The sequence below is a fragment of the Streptomyces sp. NPDC085460 genome, from assembly GCF_044541975.1.
In the GTDB taxonomy this organism is placed as follows: domain Bacteria; phylum Actinomycetota; class Actinomycetes; order Streptomycetales; family Streptomycetaceae; genus Streptomyces.
Map to the genome: position 1 here is coordinate 388,757 of NZ_JBITTO010000009.1, position 18,506 is coordinate 407,262.

Sequence of the window (18,506 nt, forward strand, 5' to 3'; positions counted from 1 at the left end):
ACGGGTGCGGAGGACGGGGGACCCGCCGCTACGCCGCGTTCCTGAAGCTGGGCAGGTAGCCGCCCGACTGGCCGTTGGCCGTCGGGTGGTAGGACTCCCCGATGTTGAGCCAGTTGACGCTGTGCAGCCAGGCCGAGCCGGAGCAGATCTCGTGGCCGGTGAAGGCCGGGACGACACTGGCGAAGGTGAAGCCGTGGTCGGCGGCGCGCTTGGCGACGGCGGCGTTGAGGTGGTCGGAGGCGCCGTTGATCGCCTTGCGCTCGTTCTCGCTGAGGCCGGCGACGCAGGAGCCGTTCAGCTGGTAGAAGCGCGGGTAGCCGAGGACGACGACCCGGGCGGCGGGGGCCTTGGCGCGGATCGCGTTGTACACCGCGTCGAGCCGGGCGGGCAGGGTGGTGTCGACGTAACCCTTCGCCTGGTTGACCCGGTTGACGCAGGTGGACTCCGACTGGAGCACACAGGTCGTCATGACGTCGGCGAAGCCGGCGTCGTTGCCGCCGATGGTGATCGAGACGAGGTCGGTGGCGGCCGAGAGGGGGCCGAGCTGCTTGCCGGTGACGTCGGTGGTGACCGCGCCGGAGCAGGCCGTGAAGGCGAAGGAGGAGGGGGAGTTGGCGTTGGCCCAGAGGCGCGGGTACGCCTTGGTGGAGCGCTTGCAGTCGCCGCTGGCGCTCTCGTAGCTGCCGGCGCCGACGCCGGAGGAGTACGAGTCGCCGAGGGCCACGTAGTCGACGGCGGCGCTCTCCGCGGCCTGCGCGGCTCCCGCCCCGGTCAGGGCGAGGACGGCGCCGAGCAGGAGCGAGGACGCGAAGGCCGCGCATCGCGACAGTTTCATGGAACCTCCCTGGAGCAGGATCTCTGCGCTACCAGGAAGTAGCATCGGATCCGCCGCTCCGGAAGTGTTCATGTCAAAGTTGCCGCTGACGAGTGAATGATGCCGCCTCATGGCGCAACGCTTTTCGGCCACCTGAGGAACCGGAGGTTCCGATCCCGGTTCCTGTCCGAACGGGATCGCGACACATCCGCACAACCCTGCACAGAAGTGCGGCGGATCCACCCTGTCCTCATAGCGGAAACGGATTGGTCGAATCCGATCAAGAAGACAGCGCTTTCGATCACGGTTCCTTCGTCAAAGTGCCAGAAACCGGGCCGTACAAGCGGCACTTGCCATACAGTCCCATTCATCAATACCGTCGTACATCTCACCCGCATCGGTTCACCGGCACAGCGGCTCAGGGGAGAGCCGCAGCAGTCCCGGCGACACCGGAGCGGGGCGCGGTAGGGGGGTGCCGTGCTCGGTGTGTCCGTCTGCGCCGAGTCGCGGGTACCGCGCGGCCAGTCATGCCAACTCACCGATCCCGCAAGGCGATCGCTTCCGTGCGGGGATGGCGAGAACCCCCCTTTCGAACCGGATACACGATCGGGCCGCCCAGGGGTGGGCGGCCCACCGGACGAGAGGGAAACCGACCCATGAGCTCGTTCCTGCGCCCGGCCGTCACGGGCCAAGAATTCACCGAGCCGAGTCGAATAGCGGCCCAGTACCGGGCCATCACGTCCCATCTGGCGATCACTCCACCGGTGAGCGTCGTCATTCCCGCGATGAATGAGGCGGAAAATCTTCCGTACGTGTTCAAGTCGCTGCCGGAATGGATTCACGAAGTCGTCCTCGTCGACGGAAATTCGACGGACGACACCGTGGAAGTGGCGCGCGGACTCCGGCCCGACGTGAAGGTCGTCAAACAGGTCGGCAAGGGCAAGGGCGACGCCCTGATCAGCGGCTTCGCCGCCTGCACCGGCGACATCATCGTGATGGTCGACGCCGACGGCTCGGCGGACGGCCAGGAGATCGTCTCCTACGTCTCCGCCCTCGTCGGCGGCGCGGACTTCGCCAAGGGATCGCGCTTCGCCAACGGCGGCGGCACCGACGACATGACCGGCATCCGCCGGCTCGGCAACTGGGCGCTCTGCGCCCTCGTCAACCGGAAGTTCGGCGCCCGCTACACCGATCTCTGCTACGGGTACAACGCCTTCTGGAAGCACTGCCTCGACAAGATCACCCTCGACTGCACCGGCTTCGAGATCGAGACCCTCATCAACATCCGGGTCGTCAAGGCCGGCCTGAAGGTGCAGGAGGTCCCGAGCCACGAATACCTGCGGATCCACGGCGTCAGCAACCTCAACGCGGTGCGCGACGGCATCCGCGTGCTCAAGGTGATCCTCCGCGAGAAGCGCGTCACCAAGGCCGCCCGGGCGCTCCGCCGGCCCGCCGCCTTCTCCGTCAACGTCCCCCGGGGAGAGGTGTCTTGAGCGACCGCACGGCCCCGCCCCGCTTCTCCGTGGTGATCTGCGTCTACACGGAGGAGCGGTGGGGGGACATCCTCGCCGCCGTCGACTCCGTCCGGAAGCAGTCGCTGGCCCCGCTGGAGACCCTGCTCGTCGTCGACCACAACGAGCGCCTCCTGGACCGGCTCACCGAGGAGTACGCGGACGCGCGCGGCCGCGAGGAGGTGCGGGTGCTCGCCAACGCGGGCCCCCGCGGCCTCTCCTCCGGCCGCAACACCGGGATCGCCGCCGCCCGCGGCGAGTTCGTCGCCTTCCTCGACGACGACGCCGTGGCCGAGCGCGACTGGCTCCACCACTTCGCCGCCGGCTACCGGGACCCGGAGGTCGTCGCCGTCGGCGGGCGCACCCTGCCCGCCTGGGGCTCCGGCCGCCGGCCCGTCTGGTTCCCCGAGGAGTTCGACTGGGTCGTCGGCTGCACCTACCGGGGGCTGCCCCCGGGCCGGGTCCGGGTCCGCAACGTACTCGGCGGCAACGCCTCCTTCCGGCGCACCGCCTTCGACGCGGCCGGCGGCTTCGCCACCGGCATCGGGCGGGACGGCGACCGGCGGCCGCTCGGCTGCGAGGAGACCGAACTGTGCATCCGGCTCGCGAACGCGGTGCCGGGCGCGGTCCTGCTCATCGACGACCGGGCGGTCATCCACCACAAGGTGCCCGCCCCGCGCGAACGCTTCGCCTACTTCCGCACCCGGGTCTACGCCGAGGGCCTGTCCAAGGCCCTCGTCGCCCAGAGCGTCGGCGCGGGCAAGGGCCTGGAGTCCGAACGGCGCTACACCAGCCGGGTCCTCCCCGCCGGGGTGGTGCGCGGCCTGCGGGACGCGCTGCTCGGCCGGCCGGGCGGCGCGGGCCGGGCCGGGGCCATCGTCACGGGCGTGGCGCTCGCCGCCGGCGGCTACGCCCTCGGCACCCTCCGCGCCCGCCGCGGGCGCTCCCCCTCCTTCTCGTGGGGGCCGATCGAGCCGCGGGCCGTCCCCGGCGAGGACCGGGACGCCGGGGCGAAGGAGGCGGTCGCGTGAGCGCCTCCCCCGCCCCCGTGCCGATCCTCATGTACCACGCGGTCGCCCCCGATCCGGCGCCCGCGACGCTCGGGCTCTCCGTGACCCCCGAGGCGTTCGCCGCGCAGATGGACGCGGTGGCCGAGCGGGGCTTCACCCCGGTCACCACCGCCGCGCTCGCCGCCGCCTGGCGGACCGGCGCCGAGCTGCCCGCGCGGCCGGTGCTCGTCACCTTCGACGACGGCTACGAGGGCGTGCACCGGTACGCCCTGCCGGTGCTCGCGAAGCACTCCTACGTCAGCACCGTCTTCGTCACCAGCGGCTGGCTGCCCGGCCGGCACGACACCGGCGGCGCCCTCGACACCATGCTGAGCTGGCAGCAGGTCCGCGAACTCGCCGCCGCGGGCACGGAGATCGGCGGGCACAGCCACAGCCACCCGCAGCTGGACCAGCTCGACGCGCGGCGGCTGCGGTTCGAGGCGCTGCGCTGCCGGGAGCTGGTTGCCGAGGAGCTCGGCACCGCGCCGGACTCCTTCGCCTACCCGTACGGCTACTCCAGCCGGCGGGTGCGGACCGCCGTCCGGGAGGCCGGCTTCGGCCAGGCGCTCGCCGTCGGCAACGCGCTCGCCCGGCGCCGGCAGGGGCCCTACGCCCTGGAGCGGGTGACCGTACGCCGCTCCACCACGGTCGAACAGTTCGTCCGGCACCTCGAAGGCGGCTCCGTCGCCCGGGACTTCGCCGTCGACCGGGCCCTGACGAAGGGGTACGCGCTCGCCCGCCGGGCCCGGGGAGCGGTGCGCGGGCACTGGATCTGACCCGCCCGCTGGGAGCGCGGGCACTGGATCCGGCCCGCCCGCCGGGCGCGCGGGCACTGGATCTGACCCGCCCGCCGGGTGCGCGGGTCGCCCGGGGCAAAACCCCGTGCGCGGCCCGGCCGGCCGGTGGATCATGGCGAGCATGCCAGACACCCCCGCCGTACCGCCCGGGCCGCGCGAGCCGCTGCCGGTCGTGGTCAACCTCGACGACAGCGACTCGCCGAGCGACGTCATGGACGCGCTCTTCCTCGACCGCTTCACGACCGGGTCGCAGCCGCACGCGCACGGACTCACCCTGGACCGGGCGCGGTCCGACGCGACGCTGCTGCCGCCGGGGGCCCGGGTGCTGTGGGGGGCGAAGGAGGAGGACCGCAGCTCCGTGCTCGCCGAGGGCGAGGGGTGGACGATCCTGGCCTCCCGCTGGAAGCACCGCGCCGACGTCACCGTGACGGCGACCGACCCGGAGCTCGCCGCGCGGATCCTCGCCGAGGCCACCGACGGCGCCAAGGACGAGCCCGAGCCGGAGCCCGAGGACGTCACCATGGGCTTCTGGTACCTGGCTCCGCAGCGCGGGCCGCGCCGGATGACCCGCCCGATCAGCGCGGCCACCTGGGAGGAGGCCCGCCCCAACTACACGGCGCCGGTGGCCGAGTCGATGGACCGGCTGATGAAGCTGACCCCCGAGGACGTCACCGGGCGGCTCCTGCTGCTGCACGGCCCGCCCGGCACCGGCAAGACCTCCGCGCTGCGCACCCTCGCCCGGTCCTGGCGGGAGTGGTGCCAGGTGGACTGCGTGCTGGACCCCGAGCGGCTCTTCAACGACATCGGGTACCTGATGGACATCGCGATCGGCGAGGACGACGGCACCGAGAAGGAGCGGTGGCGGCTGCTGCTCCTGGAGGACTGCGACGAACTGATCCGGGGCGGCGCGAAGGAGGCCACGGGCCAGGCGCTCTCCCGGCTGCTGAACCTGACGGACGGTCTGCTCGGCCAGGGGCGGAACGTGCTGGTGGGCCTCACCACCAACGAGGACCTGGAGCGGCTCCACCCGGCCATCGTGCGCCCCGGCCGCTGCCTGGCGCGGATCGAGGTCGGGCCGCTGACCCGGGCCGAGTCGGCGGCCTGGCTGGGCCGCGAGGACGGGGTGCCGGCCGGGGGCGCCACGCTGGCGGAGCTGTTCGCGCTGCGGCGCGGCGCCTCCCCCGCCGAGCTGCCGGAGCAGCGCAGCCCGGCGGCCGGGCTGTATCTCTGACCCGCGATCCCGGCGGCCGGGCTGCCTCTCCGAACCGTGATCCCGGCGGCCGGGCTGCCTCTCCGAACCGTGATCCCGGCGGCCGGGCTGCCTCTCCGAGCCGTGTCGGGTCCGCCGGGGCGCCCGGCACATCCGTCACGTCAGGTCACGGCGTACAGGTCACTCGGAGTCGTACGCGGCCCGCAGCGCGTCCCCCACGGCGGCCTCCGCCTCGTCCCGGGTGAGGCCCAGGCGGTACGCCTCCTCGGCGTACTGGGCGGCGGCCGACGCGGCCCGGCGGCTGGCGGCGTCGCCGGCCGCCGCGACGAAGGTGCCGTGCCGGCCGCGGGTCTCGATGACCCCGTCCGACTCCAGGGCCTTGTACGCCTTGGCGACCGTGTTCGCGGCGAGCCCCAGCTGCTCCGCGAGTCCCCGGACCGTCGGCAGCTTGTAGCCGACCGGGAGTCTGCCCGACCGGGCGCGCTCCGAGATCTGGGCGCGCAGCTGTTCGTAGGGGGCGGTGGTGGACTGGTGGTCCACGGCGAGTGTCAGTGTCACCCGCCCGATTCTGCCCCCACCCCACCGGAAAATGGGAGGCGGCGGCGTGGGCCCGGCCGTAGCGTGCGGCCCCATGACTGTGATCGTCCGTGACGTACGGCCCGAGGACGCCGAGGGTTTCGCCCGCGTCCGTCGCGCCGCCCTCCCCTGCATGCTGGCCACCGCCGAGCAGCTGACGTTCGACTGGGCGCACGCGCATCCCGACGCCCACCAGCGGCCGCTGGTGGCGGTGACCGAGGACGGCGAGGTGATCGGGACCGCCCAGGTGTCCGTCGCCCACGACTCCCCCGAGCCCGGCATCGGCCGGCTCAACGTGTACGTGGATCCGGCCCGCCGGAGCCTCGGCGCGGGATCGCTGCTGGTCCGCACGGCCGAGGAGCACCTGGTCGAACGGGGGGCGACGACGCTCTACAGCTGGGTCCTCGACGAGCCGGCGAACCGGGCCTACGCCGAGCGGCGGGGGTACGCGCCGAGCCGGTCGGCGCACTTCCTGCGGCTGGACCTGACGGCGGGGCTGCCGCCGCTCCAGGCGCCGCCGGCCGGTGTCGAGCTGCTGTCGGCAGCGGAGTTCGCGGCGGATCCGCGGACGGTCTTCGAACTGGACGCGGCGACCACCGCCGACGAGCCGAGCGACGTGCCGGTCGAGATGGACGACTACGCGCACTGGCTGGAGACCACCTGGAACCATCCGCTGCACGACCGTTCGCTGACGACGGTGGCGGTGGTGGACGGGGTGCCGGCCGCGTTCAGCGCCGCGCAGACCGACGGGCTCGGGCGGTACTCCTCGGGGATGACGGGGACGGCCCCGGCCTTCCGCGGGCGCGGTCTCGCCAAGCTCGCCAAGAACGCGTCGCTGCACCGGGCGCGGGCGGCGGGCTGTACGGAGGCGTTCACCGGGAACGACGCCGGCAACGGGCCGATGCTGGCGATCAACGAGTGGTTCGGGTACGCGATCGAGGCGACGGAGGTACGCCATGTCAGGACGCTCGGTTGAGGTGGCGCTGTGGAAGGCGGGGCGGCTGAAGATCCGCTATCCCGCCGAGGTAGTGACCGAGACGGCGACGCGGCTCTCGGTGCGGGCGCCGTGGGCGGCGGAGGGGGTGCGGGACTTCGGGTTCGTGCGCTTCGAGCCGGGTGACGTCTTCGTCGAGCACTACTGGTCGGACCGCTGGTTCACCGTCAAGGAGGTGTGGTCGGCAGAGGGCCGGCTCAAGGGCTGGTACTGCGACATCACCCGGCCGGCCGAGTTCGGGGCGGCCGGGGTGACGGTCGAGGACCTGGACCTGGACCTGTGGGTGTCGGCGGACGGCAGCGAGGTGCTCCGGCTCGACGAGGACGAGTTCGCGGCGAGCGGGCTCGCCGCCGCCGATCCGGAGGCGGCCGGGCGGGCCGTGGCCGCCCTCGACGAGCTGGAACGGCTGGGCCGGCACGGGCTGGTGGCCCTGCTCGGCCGGCCCGCTCCCGCCGCCTGAGCCGGCGGCCGGCCGCTCCCGCCGCCTGAGCCGGCGGGCGGCGCGCTCTAGCCGAGGGTGACGGGGGCGTCCTCGACGGCGAGGAAGCCGGGAGCGGGGAGGCCGAGGTCGCCCTGGGGGGTGAGCTGCATCAGGGTGGCCTCGACGCGGGCGTCGCCCGGCTGGTAGGCGGGGTCCTTCACCACCGCGGTGTTGGTCCAGGTGTGGAGGGCGCCGTCGCAGACGGCGCGGGTGCCGCCGATCCCGGCGGAACGGTCCTGCTGGCGCAGGGTGGAGCTGACGAAGACCGGTCCCGCGCTGTCGTCGAGGCAGCGGTAGGTGCCGGAGAGGGTGACCGTGCCGTCGGCGCCGAGGAGGCCGGCGCGGTCGACCGTGAGGAGGTCCGCGAACCCTCCGGACGGCACGGCCGTGCGGCCGTCCGTCCCTCCCGCGTGGGCGAGAGGGGCGGCGGCCGCGGCGAGGAGGGCGGTGGCGGCGAGGGCGAGTCGGACGCGCATGGGGGGTGTCCCTTCGAGTGGGGGGGAGACTACGCCCGCCAGGGATACCGGATCCCGCCGCCCGTTGTCCGAAACTCACTCCTTCATCGGCGCGTTGGCCGGACCTCGCCCCTACCGTCGTATCGTCGTACGCCCCCGGGCTCACGCCTCGGTCCCGCGGCGGGTCACCGCCTTCCGCAGCAGCGGCCACACCAGCAGGAGCAGCACGATCGCGTAGACGGTCACCGAGAACGGGGTGTTCACCAGGCCGGTGACGGAGCCGTCGCTGATCTGGAGGGCGCGGCGCAGCTGCTGTTCGGCGGCCGGGCCGAGGATGACGCCGATGACGGCCGGCAGCACCGGCAGGCCGTAGCGGCGCATGCCGAGGCCGAGGAGGCCGACCACCAGGAGGACGACGAGGTCGAGGGCCTCGCCGCCGACCGCGTACGCGCCGACGGCGGCGAAGAACAGGATGCCGGCGTAGAGGTACGGGCGCGGGATGCGCAGCAGCTTCGCCCAGACGGGCGCGAGCGGCAGGTTGAGCGCGAGCAGCAGGACCATGCCGACGAAGAGCGAGGCGATCAGGCCCCACACCAGCTCGGGCTCCCGCTCGAAGAGCAGCGGTCCCGGCTGGATGCCGTACTGCTGGAAGGCGGCGAGCATCACGGCGGCGACGGCCGTCGTCGGCAGGCCGAGCGTCAGCATGGAGACGAGGGTGCCGGCGGCGGAGGCGGAGGCGGCCGACTCGGGTCCGGCGACGCCCTCGATGGCGCCCTTGCCGAACTCGTCCCGGTGCTTCGAGAGCCGCTTCTCCGTCACGTACGACAGGAAGGTCGGGATCTCGGCGCCGCCGGCCGGGATCGCGCCGAACGGGAAGCCGAGGAACGGGCCGCGCAGCCACGGCTTCCAGGTGCGCCGCACGTCCTCGCGGCCCAGCCACGGGCGGCCCACCGGGACGGGCCGGCCGGCGGTGCGGCGCAGGTGGGCGGCGACCCAGAGGGCCTCGCCGATGGCGAAGAGGCCGACCGCGACGATGACGACGTCGATGCCGTCGGCGAGCTGGAGCGAGCCGAAGGTGAGCCGCTGCTGGCCGGTGAGCTGGTCGAGGCCGACCAGACCGATCGTGAGGCCGATGAGCAGGGAGGCGACACCGCGGATCCGGGAGGAGCCGAGGACCGAGGTCACCGCGATGAACGCGAGGACCATCAGGGCGAGGTAGTCGGGGGCGCCGATGTCGACGGCGAGCGCCGCGACGGCCGGGGCGAGGGCGACGAGCAGGACGGTGCCGATCATGCCGCCGGTGAAGTGGCCGATCGCGGCGGCGGCGAGCGCCTGGGCGCCCCGCCCCGCCTTGGCCATCGGGTGGCCTTCCATGGCGGCGACGACGGCCGCGCTCTCGCCCGGGGTGTTGAGCAGGATCGAGGTGGTGGAGCCGCCGAACATGGCGCCGTAGTAGATGCCGGCGAACATGATGAAGGCGCCGGTGGGTTCGAGGCCGTACGTCACCGGGAGCAGCAGGGCGACGGCCATGGCGGGGCCGATGCCGGGCAGCACGCCGATCGCGGTGCCGAGGAGCACGCCGACGGCGGCCCACAGCAGGTTGACCGGGGTGAGGGCGGTCCCGAAGCCGTCCATCAGGGAGTTGAGGGATTCCATGGGTCAGAGCACTCCCATCAGCGGCCCGCCGGGCAGCGGAACGCCCAGCAGGCGGTCGAAGACGCCGTAGGTGAGGAGGGAGAGGACGGCCGCGATCAGCGGGTCGCGGGCGGGGTGGCGGCTGCCGAGGGCGTAGGCCGCTCCCCAGAAGAGGAGGGCGCCGGCGACGGGGAAGCCCAGCGGGCCGATGAGGACGGCGAAGCCGAGGAAGACGCCGACGAGGAGCAGGACGGTGCGCCAGTCGGCGGGGGCGTCGAGGTCGACGTCCTCCCCGCCCTCGGCCTCGCCGCGTCCGCCGTGGAGCACGTCGAGGGCGAGGAGGAGGGCGACGACGAGGAGGCCGCAGCCGACGACGAGGGGGACGGTCGCCGGGCCGACGGGGCCGCGGGCGGTGACGTCGACGTCGAGGGTGAGGGCGTCGGTGAGGACGAGGACGCCGAGGAGGAGCAGCAGGGCGCTGACGCCGAGTTCGGAGCGGTCCTTGAGCCATGCCTTCGGATCGGTGGTCACAGTCCGAGCTCCTTCAGCACCGTGTCGACGCGGGTGTTCTGTTCGGTGAGGAAGGCGCCGAACTCCTCGCCGGGCAGGAAGGCGTCGGTCCAGCCGTGGGTCTTCAGGGACTCGCGCCACTGGGGCGAGTCGTGCAGCTTCGTGACCAGGGTGACGAGCTTGTCCCGTTCGGCGTCGGTGAGGCCGGGCGGGGCGACGATGCCGCGCCAGTTGGTGAACTCGGTGTCGAGGCCGGCCTCGCGGAGGGTGGGGGCGTCGAGGCCGGGGACGCGCTCGGCGCCGGTGACGGCGAGCAGGCGCAGTTCGCCGGCCTTGATCTGGTCGAGGTACTCGCCGACGCCGGAGACGCCGAAGGCGACCTTGTCGCCGAGGATGGAGGCGAGGAGTTCGCCGCCGCCGTCGAAGGGGATGTAGTTGACCTCCTTGGGCGGGATGCCGGCGGCCTGGGCCATCAGCATCGGCGCGAGGTGGTCGGGGCCGCCGGGCGAGGAGCCGCCGCCGACGGGCAGCTTGCCGGGCTCCTTCTTCCAGGCCGCGAGCAGCTCCTGGATGGTCCGGTACGGGGAGTCCTTGGAGACGACGACGATGTCCTGCTCCTCGGTGAGCCGGGCGATCGGGGTGGTGTCGGCGAGGGTCCTCGGGGTCTTGTTGGTGTGGACGGCTCCGACGACGCCGAGCCCCATCGACATGGCGACGCGGCCGTCGCCGCGCTCGCCAACGAGCCGGGTGAGGCCGACGGTGCCGCCCGCGCCGGGCAGGTTGAAGACCTCGATGTCGCCGGTGAGGCCGGCTTCCTCGGCGTTCTTCGCGGCGGTGCGGGCGGTGATGTCGTACCCGCCGCCGGGTGTGTTGGGGACCATGAACCGCAGGCCGGGGATGTCGGTGCCGGTGCCGGAGCCGCTGCCGGGGGTGAGCAGCGGCGGCCCCACGAGCACCAGCAGCGCCGCCCCGAGCAGGGCGAAGGGGGTGCGAAGACGCAACGCGGCCGCCTCTCGGTGGTTGGGTGGGTTCCGGGACGGGCCCGGGGGAGGTGAAGTGGGCCACATGTTGCCTCCGCGTGAGGAAGCTGTCTCTCTTCCGCAACCAACGGACGTTGTGGTCCTTGTGGTCGCGACCTACCGTGTCCGGCGTGACGAAGGTGCTGGTGGTCGACGACGACTTCATGGTGGCCAAGCTGCACAGCCGCTACGTGTCGGCCGTGCCGGGCTTCTCCGTCGTCGGTGTCGCGCACACCGGCGCGGAGGCGCTGCGGGCCGCGCACCGGCTGCGGCCCGATCTGGTCCTGCTCGACATCTTCCTGCCGGACATGGACGGCATCGGGGTGCTGCGGGAGCTGCGCGGGGCGGGTCTGGCGGTGGACGCGCTCTTCATCACGGCGGCGCGGGACGCGGGGATGGTCCGGGCGGCGCTGCGGGCCGGCGCGCTGCACTACCTGATCAAGCCCTTCAACCAGGCGGCCCTCCACGAGCAGCTGCGGCACGTGGCCTCGCTGCGCACCCGGCTCGACGGTCTGGACGAGGCGCGGCAGGAGGACGTGGACCAGATCTTCGGGACCCGTCCGCGTGGTTCCCGCGAGCTCCCGAAGGGGCTGGCGGCGCACACGGCGGAGCTGGTGGAGGGCATCCTGCGGGCCCATCCGGAGGGCCTGTCGGCCACGGAGTGCGCGGAGGCGGGTTCGCTGTCGCGGGTCAGCGCGCGGCGCTATCTGGAGCACTTCGCGGTGACGGGCCGGGCCGAGGTGACCCTCCGGTACGGCGGCACGGGGCGCCCGGAGCGGCGGTACCGCCCGGCGGGCTGAGGGCTTCCTGAGGGGGCTCTTTCCTGGACCTTAAAGCGGCCCTAAGAATCGCCTTCTCGCCTTCTCCCGGGCCTGCTTCGGGGATTTTCCGGGCTAGCGTGCGGGGCATCCCCCCACGCCACCCTCGTTCCAGGAGTGTTCCCCCATGACGTCTCGTCGTACGGTCGCGGTCGCCGCCACCGCTCTGGTCCTCGCCGGGCTCGCCGGTTCCCCCGCCTTCGCGCACGGCTCGATGACCGACCCGGTGAGCCGGGTGGCGGCCTGTTACGCGGAGGGGCCCGAGTCGCCGTCGTCGGCGGCGTGCAAGGCGGCGGTGGCGGCGAGCGGGGCGCAGGCGTTCTACGACTGGAACGCGGTGAACATCGCGAACGCGGCCGGGCAGCACCGGCAGCTGATCCCGGACGGGAAGCTGTGCAGCGCGGGCAACGACAAGTACCGGGGGCTCGACCTCGCCCGCGCGGACTGGCCGGCGTCGAAGCTGGCGGCCGGCAAGCACACCTTCCGGTACAAGGGGACGGCGCCGCACAAGGGGTCGTTCGCGCTGTACGTGACGAAGGACGGGTACGACCCGTCGCAGCCGCTGAAGTGGTCGGACCTGGAGGCGCAGCCGTTCGTGACGGTGACCGACCCCGGGATGCAGAACGGTGACTACGTCTTCGAGGGGACGGTGCCGGAGAAGTCGGGCCGGCACCTGATCTACTCGATCTGGCAGCGGTCCGACTCCCCCGAGGCGTTCTACACCTGCTCCGACGTGGTGTTCGGCGCCGACAACGGCGGGGCGGCGCCGTCCGCCTCCGCGCCGAGCGACGGTCAGATCGAGGCCGGGAAGGACGAGTCCTCCGTCGAGCACGGCGGGCACGGCGACCACGACGCCTCGACGGGGGCGGAGGTCACGGAGGCGGCGCCCGAGCCGACCGCCGAGCCGTCCGCGGAGGCGAGCGCGCGGCCGGCCGAGCCGACCGCTGAGGCGAGCGCGGGACAGGAGCCGGAGCCGACCGCGGAGGCGACGACGGCGCAGGCCGCGCCCGCGCCGGCCGCCGCCGGTGAGGCCGTGGAGCTGGCCGAGACCGGCGGGGACAGCAGCACGCCGTACCTCGCGCTGGGCGGGGCCGGCGTGCTGGCGGCCGGCGCGGCGGTGCTGTTCGCGGCCACCCGGCGGACGCGGCGCGGCTAGCCGATCACCGACAGGCAGGTGGTCGGGGTGGCGCGGGCCGGGTCGAGGGCGTTGGCCACCTCGTGGAAGGCGATCCGATCCACCGTGCCGATGGCCACGTGCTCGGAGAGGTCGAGCGCGCACTTGTCCTGGATGAGGACGTTGGTGACGTTCGGCCCGGAGAGGAACTGCGAGCGGTACGGCGTGACGACCTCGTCGTACCGGGTCGCGATGACGTGGTAGCGGACGCCGGGCACGGTGTCGCCGCCCTCGTTGAGCTTCGTCAGGAAGGGGGAGCCGGCGATCTGGTCGGCGAGGCCCGGCGTGGTCGCCCTGATCAGGTCCTCGGCGCCGGGGAAGTACGGCAGGAGCCTGGTGAGGCCGAGCAGGGTGGTGCCGTGGTTGTCGGGGGCGATGCCGACGAGCGCGTTCACCTTCTCGGCCCCGCCGAGGAACTTGAGGTACCAGCGGGGCATCATGCCGCCCTGCGAGTGGCCGACGAGGTCGGCCTCGGGGGCGCCGGTGGCGGCGAGGACCCGGTCGACGAAGACGTCGAGCTGGCCGGCGGACTTCTCGATGGGGCCGAGGCCGTGGAAGAAGGGCACGTTCGGCAGCTGACCGTAGTCGAGCGAGTAGACGCAGTAGCCGCGGTTCACCAGGTAGGGCGCGAGGGCGAGCCAGTTGTCGACGGAGTTCCCGAGGGTTCCGTGGACGAGGACGACCGGGCGCGGGTGGGCGGCGGAGGGCTTGCAGGACCAGTCGTTCCAGCCGCGGCTCGGCGCGGCCTGGGCGGCGGTGGTGGGGGCGAGGACGGCGGCGACCGTCAGGAGCAGGACGGACAGCGCTCTGGCGAGGTTCTTCCAGGGGTTCGGGGGCAGCATCGGACGATCTCCTTGCGGCTCAAGGGGATGGTGGGGGTGCTGTGCCCTGCGGCCCGGACCACAAGTGGGGATGCTCTTCCGGCCACGTTACGCACGGGTGTTACCGGCTGGGAAGTTACGTGCCGGTAAAAACTGGTGCCCCGTCAAGGTCCTTTTCGGCTGCGGCCGTTCACGCGGCGAGGGAGCCCGGGAGGATCGCCCGCGGCCCGAACTTGGCGCGGGCCCGGTCGGCCACCGCCTCGATCCGCCGGGCCTTCTCGTCCGCCGGGTCGAAGGTGAGCTGGTGCGCGGCCCGTTCGGCCGGCCCCAGGCCCTCGGCGCGCAGCGCGACGCCCCGCACCCGGGCCCGCTGGAGGCCGAGGGAGTCGTGGAGCGCGTACGCGAGGGCGGTGAGCGCCGCGGTGTGGGCGGTCGGTTCGGGCAGGGTACGGCTCCGGCTCGTGGTGCTCCGGTCGGCGTACCGCACGGTGAGCGCGAGGGACCGGCAGACCTGGTTCCCGGTCCGCAGCCGGGCGCCGAGTTCGGCGGCGAGCGAGAGCAGCGCCCGGCGCTGTTCCGTGCGGTCGGTCTCGTCGTGCGGGAAGGAGCGCTCGGCGGCGAGCGAGCGGGCGGCGGCGTTCGGCACGACGGGGGTCCGGTCGATGCCCCGGGCCCGTTCCCACAGTTCGCGGCCGGCCTTGGCGCCGACGAGCCGCTGGAGCACGGCGAGCGGGGCGTCGGCGACCCGGCCCGCGGAGTCGAGGCCGTAGCCGCAGAGGGTGCGGGCGGTGGCGCGGCCGACGCCGTCGAGCGCCACGACGGGGCGGTCGCGCAGGAAGGCCGCCGGGTCGTCGACGGTCAGGGTGAGGCCGGGCCGGGCCTCGCGGGCGGCCATGCGGGCGAGCATCGGATTGGGCCCGGCGCCGATGACGCAGTCGACGCCGTACAGGGCGAGGGCGCGGACGCGGATCACGGCGGCGAGTTCGGCGGGGGTGCGGTCGAAGTAGCGCAGCGCGCCGCGCACGTCGGCGAGGGCCTCGTGGGGCGGGGCGGCCTCCACGACGGGGGTGAACTCGCCCAGCAGGTCGACGAGCCGGGGCAGGAACGACTCCCCCGCCTCCGGTCCGCACCGTACGCAGAGGATCATCCGGCGCTCCCGGGGCTGCTGTGCCAGAGCTTCCGCGCCGGGGTGGCGGCGCCGTCGCCGGCCGGCCTGAGGTCGGCCCAGGGGTTCAGCTCGTAGCCGGTCTCCAGGCGGATCCTGCGGCCGTCGTCGGTGCTCCTTCCGGGGGCGGACGCCTCTTCGGCGAGCCGTTCGCCCACCGCGTCGAGACCGCCGGTGGCCCGCAGTTCGGCCAGTTCGGCGAGGTTCCAGGCGGCGGCGCCGACGACGCTGACGCTGCGCGGGCCGCGCCGCTGCACCACGCCCCTGACCAGGAGCAGCCAGGAGTGGAAGACGGTGTGGGCGCACCGCTCGTGGGCGTCGTCGAAGAAGGCGAGGTCGACGAGGCCGGTGCCGTCGTCGAGGGTGGTGAAGATGACGCGTTTGCCGGAGCGGATCGGCGGGGTCTGGGTGGCGGCCTTGGCGCCCGCGACGAGGACGGTCCTGCCGTGCGGGGTGGAGCGGAGCCGGTCGGCGGAGACGACGCCGAGTTCGCGGAGGAAGGCGTGGTGGTCGCCCATGAGGTGGCGGGAGGCGTCCATGCCGAGGATGCCGAGTTCGGCGCTGAGGCGCTCCGACTCGTCGAGGTCCGGCAGGCCGACGGGGGCGGTCTTGCGGCCCTTGGCGAGCGGGAGCTGGCCGCCGTAGGAGGCGGCGCCGCGCTGGGTGCGGTGGAGTTCGGTGAGGTGCAGCAGGAGGTCGCGGCGGTTGGCGCCGAAGGCGTCGAGGGCGCCGACCTGGGCGAGGCGTTCGGCGACGGGTTTTCCGGGGCGGGCGCGCTCCCAGAAGTCGAGCAGGGAGGCGTAGGGGCGGCCGGTCTCGATGCGGGCGGACTCGGCCTCGCTGATGCCGTGGACGTCGGTGAGGCCGAGCCGGAGTCCCCACACCGGAGGCTCCTTGGACACCAGTTCGATACGGTGGGCGACCGCCGACCGGTTCACGTCCAGCGGCAGCACCGGCACCCCGCGCCGCCGGGCGTCGGCGAGCAGCAGCCGCTTGGGGTACATGCCGGGGTCGTGGGTGAGCAGCCCGGCGTAGAAGGCGGCCGGGTGGTGGGCCTTGAGCCAGGCCGACTGGTAGGTGGGCACGGCGAAGGCCACCGCGTGCGCCTTGCAGAAGCCGTACGAGCCGAACGCCTCGACGATCTCCCAGGTGCGGGCGACGACCTCGTCCGCGTACCCCCGGCGCTGCGCCAGCTCGGCGAACCACGCCTTGATGCGGCCCTGCTCCTCGGGGTGCGAGAGCCCGCGCCGCACCTGGTCGGCCTCGGCCCGGTCGCAGCCGGTCATGATCCGGACGATCTCGATGATCTGCTCGTGGAAGACGACCACGCCGTACGTCTCGCGCAGGGGTCCCTCCAGGTCGGGGTGGGGGTAGCGGACGGGGGCGCGGCCGTGCCGGGCCTCGATGAAGGGCCGGACCATGTCGGCGGCGACCGGTCCGGGGCGGAAGAGCGAGATGTCCACGACGAGGTCGTGGAAGGTCGCGGGCTGGAGCCGGCCGACCAGGTCGCGCTGGCCGGGGGACTCGATCTGGAAGCAGCCGAGGGTCTCGGTGGAGCGGATCAGGGCGTACGTGTCGGGGTCGCCGGCCGGGACGGCGTCGACGTCCGGGCGGGTGCCGGTGGCGCGTTCGACCTCGGCGACGGCGTGGGCCATCGCGGACTGCATCCGCACGCCGAGCACGTCGAGCTTGAGCAGTCCGAGCTCCTCCACGTCGTCCTTGTCGAACTGGGACATGGGGAAGCCCTCCCCGCTGGTGGGCATCACGGGGGTGCGGGTGAGCAGCGAGGCGTCCGAGAGGAGCACGCCGCAGGGGTGCATGGCGATGCCGCGCGGGAGCGCGTCGAGGGCTTCGACCAGCTCCCAGAGGCGGCCGAACTTCTCGCGCTCGCCCGCGAGTTCGCGCAGTTCGGGGAGTTCGTCGAGGGCGGCGAGGGCGTCCCGGGCGCGGATGTGGGGGAACGCCTTGGCGATCCGGTCGGTCTCGGCGGGGTCGAGGGAGAGGGCGGCGCCGACGTCCCGGACGGCGTGGCGGACCCGGTAGGTCTCGGGCATGGAGACGGTGGCGACCCGTTCGGCGCCGAAGCGGCCGATGATCGCCCGGTAGACCTCCAGGCGGCGGGCGGACTCGACGTCGATGTCGATGTCGGGCAGGGCGGTGCGGCGCTTGGAGAGGAAGCGCTCCATGAGCAGGCCGTGCTCGACGGGGTCGGCGTGGGCGATGCCGAGGAGGTGGTTGACGAGGGAGCCGGCGCCGGAGCCTCGGGCGGCCACCCGGATGCCCATGGCGCGGACGTCGTCGACGACCTGAGCGACCGTCAGGAAGTAGGTGGCGAAGCCGTGGTGGGCGATGATGTCGAGTTCGCGGTGCATCCGGTCCCAGTAGGCGCCCCGCTTCTCGTACCCCTTGAGGACCATGCCGGCGGCGGTCCGGGAGGCGAGGACGCGCTGGGCGGTGCGGTGCGCGGCGCCGACGAGGTGCGGTTCCGGGAAGTGGGCGGAGCCGATGCCGAGGTCGTCCTCGGGGTCGACCAGGCAGCCGGCGGCGGCCTCGGCGGTCCGGTCGAGGAGCCGGCGGGCGGCGTCGGGGCGGAAGCCGGCGGCCTCGACGATCCGCTCGGCGGCGGCGGTCATCCCGGCGGTGTCCTTGAGCCACGCCTCGCCGCTGTCGAGGCCCTTGCGGGGGTCGACGGGGACGAGCCTGCGGGCGGCGTCGAGGACGTCGGCGACCGGGCCCTGGCCGGGGTCGGCGTAGCGGACGGCGTTGGTGAGGACGGGCGGGACGCCCTGTTCGGCGGCGAAGCCGACGGTGCGGGCGGCGAGCCGCAGGGAGCCGGGGCCGGTGCCGGGGCGCCGGTGGTCGACGGCGGCGAGGCGGAGCGCGTCGCCGTACCGGTCGCGCCAGGGGGCGAGCAGCCGGGCGGCGCGGTCGGGGCGGCCGGCGGCGAGGGCGCGGCCGACGTCGGAGTCGGGGCCGAGCAGGACGAGGAGGCCGGTGCCGGGGTCGGCGGAGGCGGGCAGCAGGGGGCGGCGGTCCTCCCCGGTCCGGGCGTGGGCGGCGGTGACGAGGGCACAGAGGGAGGCCCAGCCGGCCCGGGAGCGGGCGAGGAAGACGGCCCGGGGCGCGGACTCGTCGACGAAGGCGCCGCCGCGCACGGGGACCCGGCGGGCGGAGGTGACCCCGTCAACCGGGCCGCCCGGGCCGCCCGGGCCGTCGGGGCCGGCCGGGGCGAGCAGGGGCTCATGGGCGAGGTCCACGCCGAAGAGGGGGCGGACGCCCGCCTTCTCGCACGCCTTGGCGAAGCGGATCGCGCCGCCGAGGCTGTCGCGGTCGGTCAGGGCGAGGGCGTCCAGGCCCCGCTCGGCGGCGCGGGCGGCGAGGGCGTCGGGGTGGGAGGCGCCGTACCGGAGGGAGTGCCCCGAGGCGGCGTGCAGATGGGTGAAGCCCGTCATGGCGCACCTCCCGCGTTCCTGCTCC

17 protein-coding genes are annotated in these 18,506 nt (G+C 73.8%); 8 read left to right on the forward strand and 9 right to left on the reverse strand.

The window, feature by feature from the left end; all coding sequences use genetic code 11:
• Window positions 1-28: 28 nt before the first annotated feature.
• Window positions 29-835 carry an SGNH/GDSL hydrolase family protein gene (locus ACIGHB_RS25220; RefSeq protein WP_360315685.1) on the reverse strand — a complete coding sequence of 269 codons (807 nt, stop codon included), beginning with the start codon at window positions 833-835 and terminating at the stop codon, window positions 29-31.
• A gap of 635 nt (window positions 836-1,470) precedes the next feature.
• Here ACIGHB_RS25220 and ACIGHB_RS25225 point away from each other — a divergent pair.
• From ACIGHB_RS25225 to ACIGHB_RS25240, 4 genes are all read left to right on the forward strand, one after another.
• Window positions 1,471-2,307: a glycosyltransferase family 2 protein gene (locus tag ACIGHB_RS25225; RefSeq protein ID WP_360315687.1), complete on the forward strand. Its 837-nt coding sequence runs from the start codon at window positions 1,471-1,473 to the stop codon at window positions 2,305-2,307.
• Window positions 2,304-3,356 (forward strand): glycosyltransferase family 2 protein, encoded by a 1,053-nt coding sequence (locus tag ACIGHB_RS25230; RefSeq protein WP_399916035.1) that lies wholly within the window; start codon window positions 2,304-2,306, stop codon window positions 3,354-3,356. The genes ACIGHB_RS25225 and ACIGHB_RS25230 overlap by 4 nt, the downstream gene beginning before the upstream one ends.
• A gap of 29 nt (window positions 3,357-3,385) precedes the next feature.
• Complete coding sequence (locus tag ACIGHB_RS25235; RefSeq protein WP_399916142.1) at window positions 3,386-4,150, forward strand: polysaccharide deacetylase family protein; 765 nt, start codon at window positions 3,386-3,388, stop codon at window positions 4,148-4,150.
• 133 nt (window positions 4,151-4,283) lie between these two features.
• Window positions 4,284-5,402 (forward strand): DUF5925 domain-containing protein, encoded by a 1,119-nt coding sequence (locus ACIGHB_RS25240; protein ID WP_399916037.1) that lies wholly within the window; start codon window positions 4,284-4,286, stop codon window positions 5,400-5,402.
• A gap of 159 nt (window positions 5,403-5,561) precedes the next feature.
• Here ACIGHB_RS25240 and ACIGHB_RS25245 read toward each other — a convergent pair whose 3' ends face one another.
• On the reverse strand, window positions 5,562-5,939 hold the full coding sequence (locus tag ACIGHB_RS25245; protein ID WP_360315693.1) for a GntR family transcriptional regulator: 378 nt from the start codon (window positions 5,937-5,939) through the stop codon (window positions 5,562-5,564).
• 73 nt (window positions 5,940-6,012) lie between these two features.
• Between ACIGHB_RS25245 and ACIGHB_RS25250 the strand changes: the two genes are divergently transcribed.
• Window positions 6,013-6,933 (forward strand): GNAT family N-acetyltransferase, encoded by a 921-nt coding sequence (locus ACIGHB_RS25250; RefSeq protein WP_399916039.1) that lies wholly within the window; start codon window positions 6,013-6,015, stop codon window positions 6,931-6,933.
• Window positions 6,914-7,411, forward strand: coding sequence for a DUF402 domain-containing protein (locus tag ACIGHB_RS25255; RefSeq protein ID WP_399916041.1), 498 nt, complete (start codon window positions 6,914-6,916; stop codon window positions 7,409-7,411). The genes ACIGHB_RS25250 and ACIGHB_RS25255 overlap by 20 nt, the downstream gene beginning before the upstream one ends.
• Window positions 7,412-7,458: 47 nt before the next feature.
• Here ACIGHB_RS25255 and ACIGHB_RS25260 read toward each other — a convergent pair whose 3' ends face one another.
• The 4 genes from ACIGHB_RS25260 to ACIGHB_RS25275 all read right to left on the reverse strand — a co-directional run bounded on the left by ACIGHB_RS25260 (window position 7,459) and on the right by ACIGHB_RS25275 (window position 11,033).
• Window positions 7,459-7,908: a DUF6299 family protein gene (locus ACIGHB_RS25260; RefSeq protein ID WP_360315699.1), complete on the reverse strand. Its 450-nt coding sequence runs from the start codon at window positions 7,906-7,908 to the stop codon at window positions 7,459-7,461.
• Window positions 7,909-8,049: 141 nt separating this feature from the next.
• On the reverse strand, window positions 8,050-9,543 hold the full coding sequence (locus ACIGHB_RS25265) for a tripartite tricarboxylate transporter permease (RefSeq protein WP_360315701.1): 1,494 nt from the start codon (window positions 9,541-9,543) through the stop codon (window positions 8,050-8,052).
• A 3-nt stretch (window positions 9,544-9,546) separates the two neighbouring features.
• Window positions 9,547-10,053 (reverse strand): tripartite tricarboxylate transporter TctB family protein, encoded by a 507-nt coding sequence (locus tag ACIGHB_RS25270; protein ID WP_360315703.1) that lies wholly within the window; start codon window positions 10,051-10,053, stop codon window positions 9,547-9,549.
• Window positions 10,050-11,033: a tripartite tricarboxylate transporter substrate binding protein gene (locus ACIGHB_RS25275; RefSeq protein WP_360315705.1), complete on the reverse strand. Its 984-nt coding sequence runs from the start codon at window positions 11,031-11,033 to the stop codon at window positions 10,050-10,052. Before ACIGHB_RS25275 ends, ACIGHB_RS25270 begins: the two co-directional genes overlap by 4 nt.
• Before the next feature lie 149 nt (window positions 11,034-11,182).
• On the opposite strand from ACIGHB_RS25275, the gene ACIGHB_RS25280 reads away from it, so the two are divergent.
• Both ACIGHB_RS25280 and ACIGHB_RS25285 read left to right on the forward strand, forming a co-directional pair.
• Window positions 11,183-11,851 (forward strand): response regulator, encoded by a 669-nt coding sequence (locus tag ACIGHB_RS25280; RefSeq protein WP_399916045.1) that lies wholly within the window; start codon window positions 11,183-11,185, stop codon window positions 11,849-11,851.
• A gap of 145 nt (window positions 11,852-11,996) precedes the next feature.
• Window positions 11,997-13,025, forward strand: coding sequence for a lytic polysaccharide monooxygenase (locus ACIGHB_RS25285; protein WP_399916047.1), 1,029 nt, complete (start codon window positions 11,997-11,999; stop codon window positions 13,023-13,025).
• Here ACIGHB_RS25285 and ACIGHB_RS25290 read toward each other — a convergent pair.
• From ACIGHB_RS25290 to ACIGHB_RS25300, 3 genes are all read right to left on the reverse strand, one after another.
• On the reverse strand, window positions 13,022-13,885 hold the full coding sequence (locus ACIGHB_RS25290) for an esterase/lipase family protein (protein ID WP_399916049.1): 864 nt from the start codon (window positions 13,883-13,885) through the stop codon (window positions 13,022-13,024). The two genes, ACIGHB_RS25285 and ACIGHB_RS25290, sit on opposite strands and share 4 nt — an antisense overlap.
• 169 nt (window positions 13,886-14,054) lie before the next feature.
• Window positions 14,055-15,011 (reverse strand): DNA polymerase thumb domain-containing protein, encoded by a 957-nt coding sequence (locus ACIGHB_RS25295; protein WP_399916051.1) that lies wholly within the window; start codon window positions 15,009-15,011, stop codon window positions 14,055-14,057.
• Complete coding sequence (locus ACIGHB_RS25300; protein WP_399916053.1) at window positions 15,008-18,481, reverse strand: DNA polymerase III subunit alpha; 3,474 nt, start codon at window positions 18,479-18,481, stop codon at window positions 15,008-15,010. Before ACIGHB_RS25300 ends, ACIGHB_RS25295 begins: the two co-directional genes overlap by 4 nt.
• Between the last annotated feature and the right edge of the window lie 25 nt (window positions 18,482-18,506).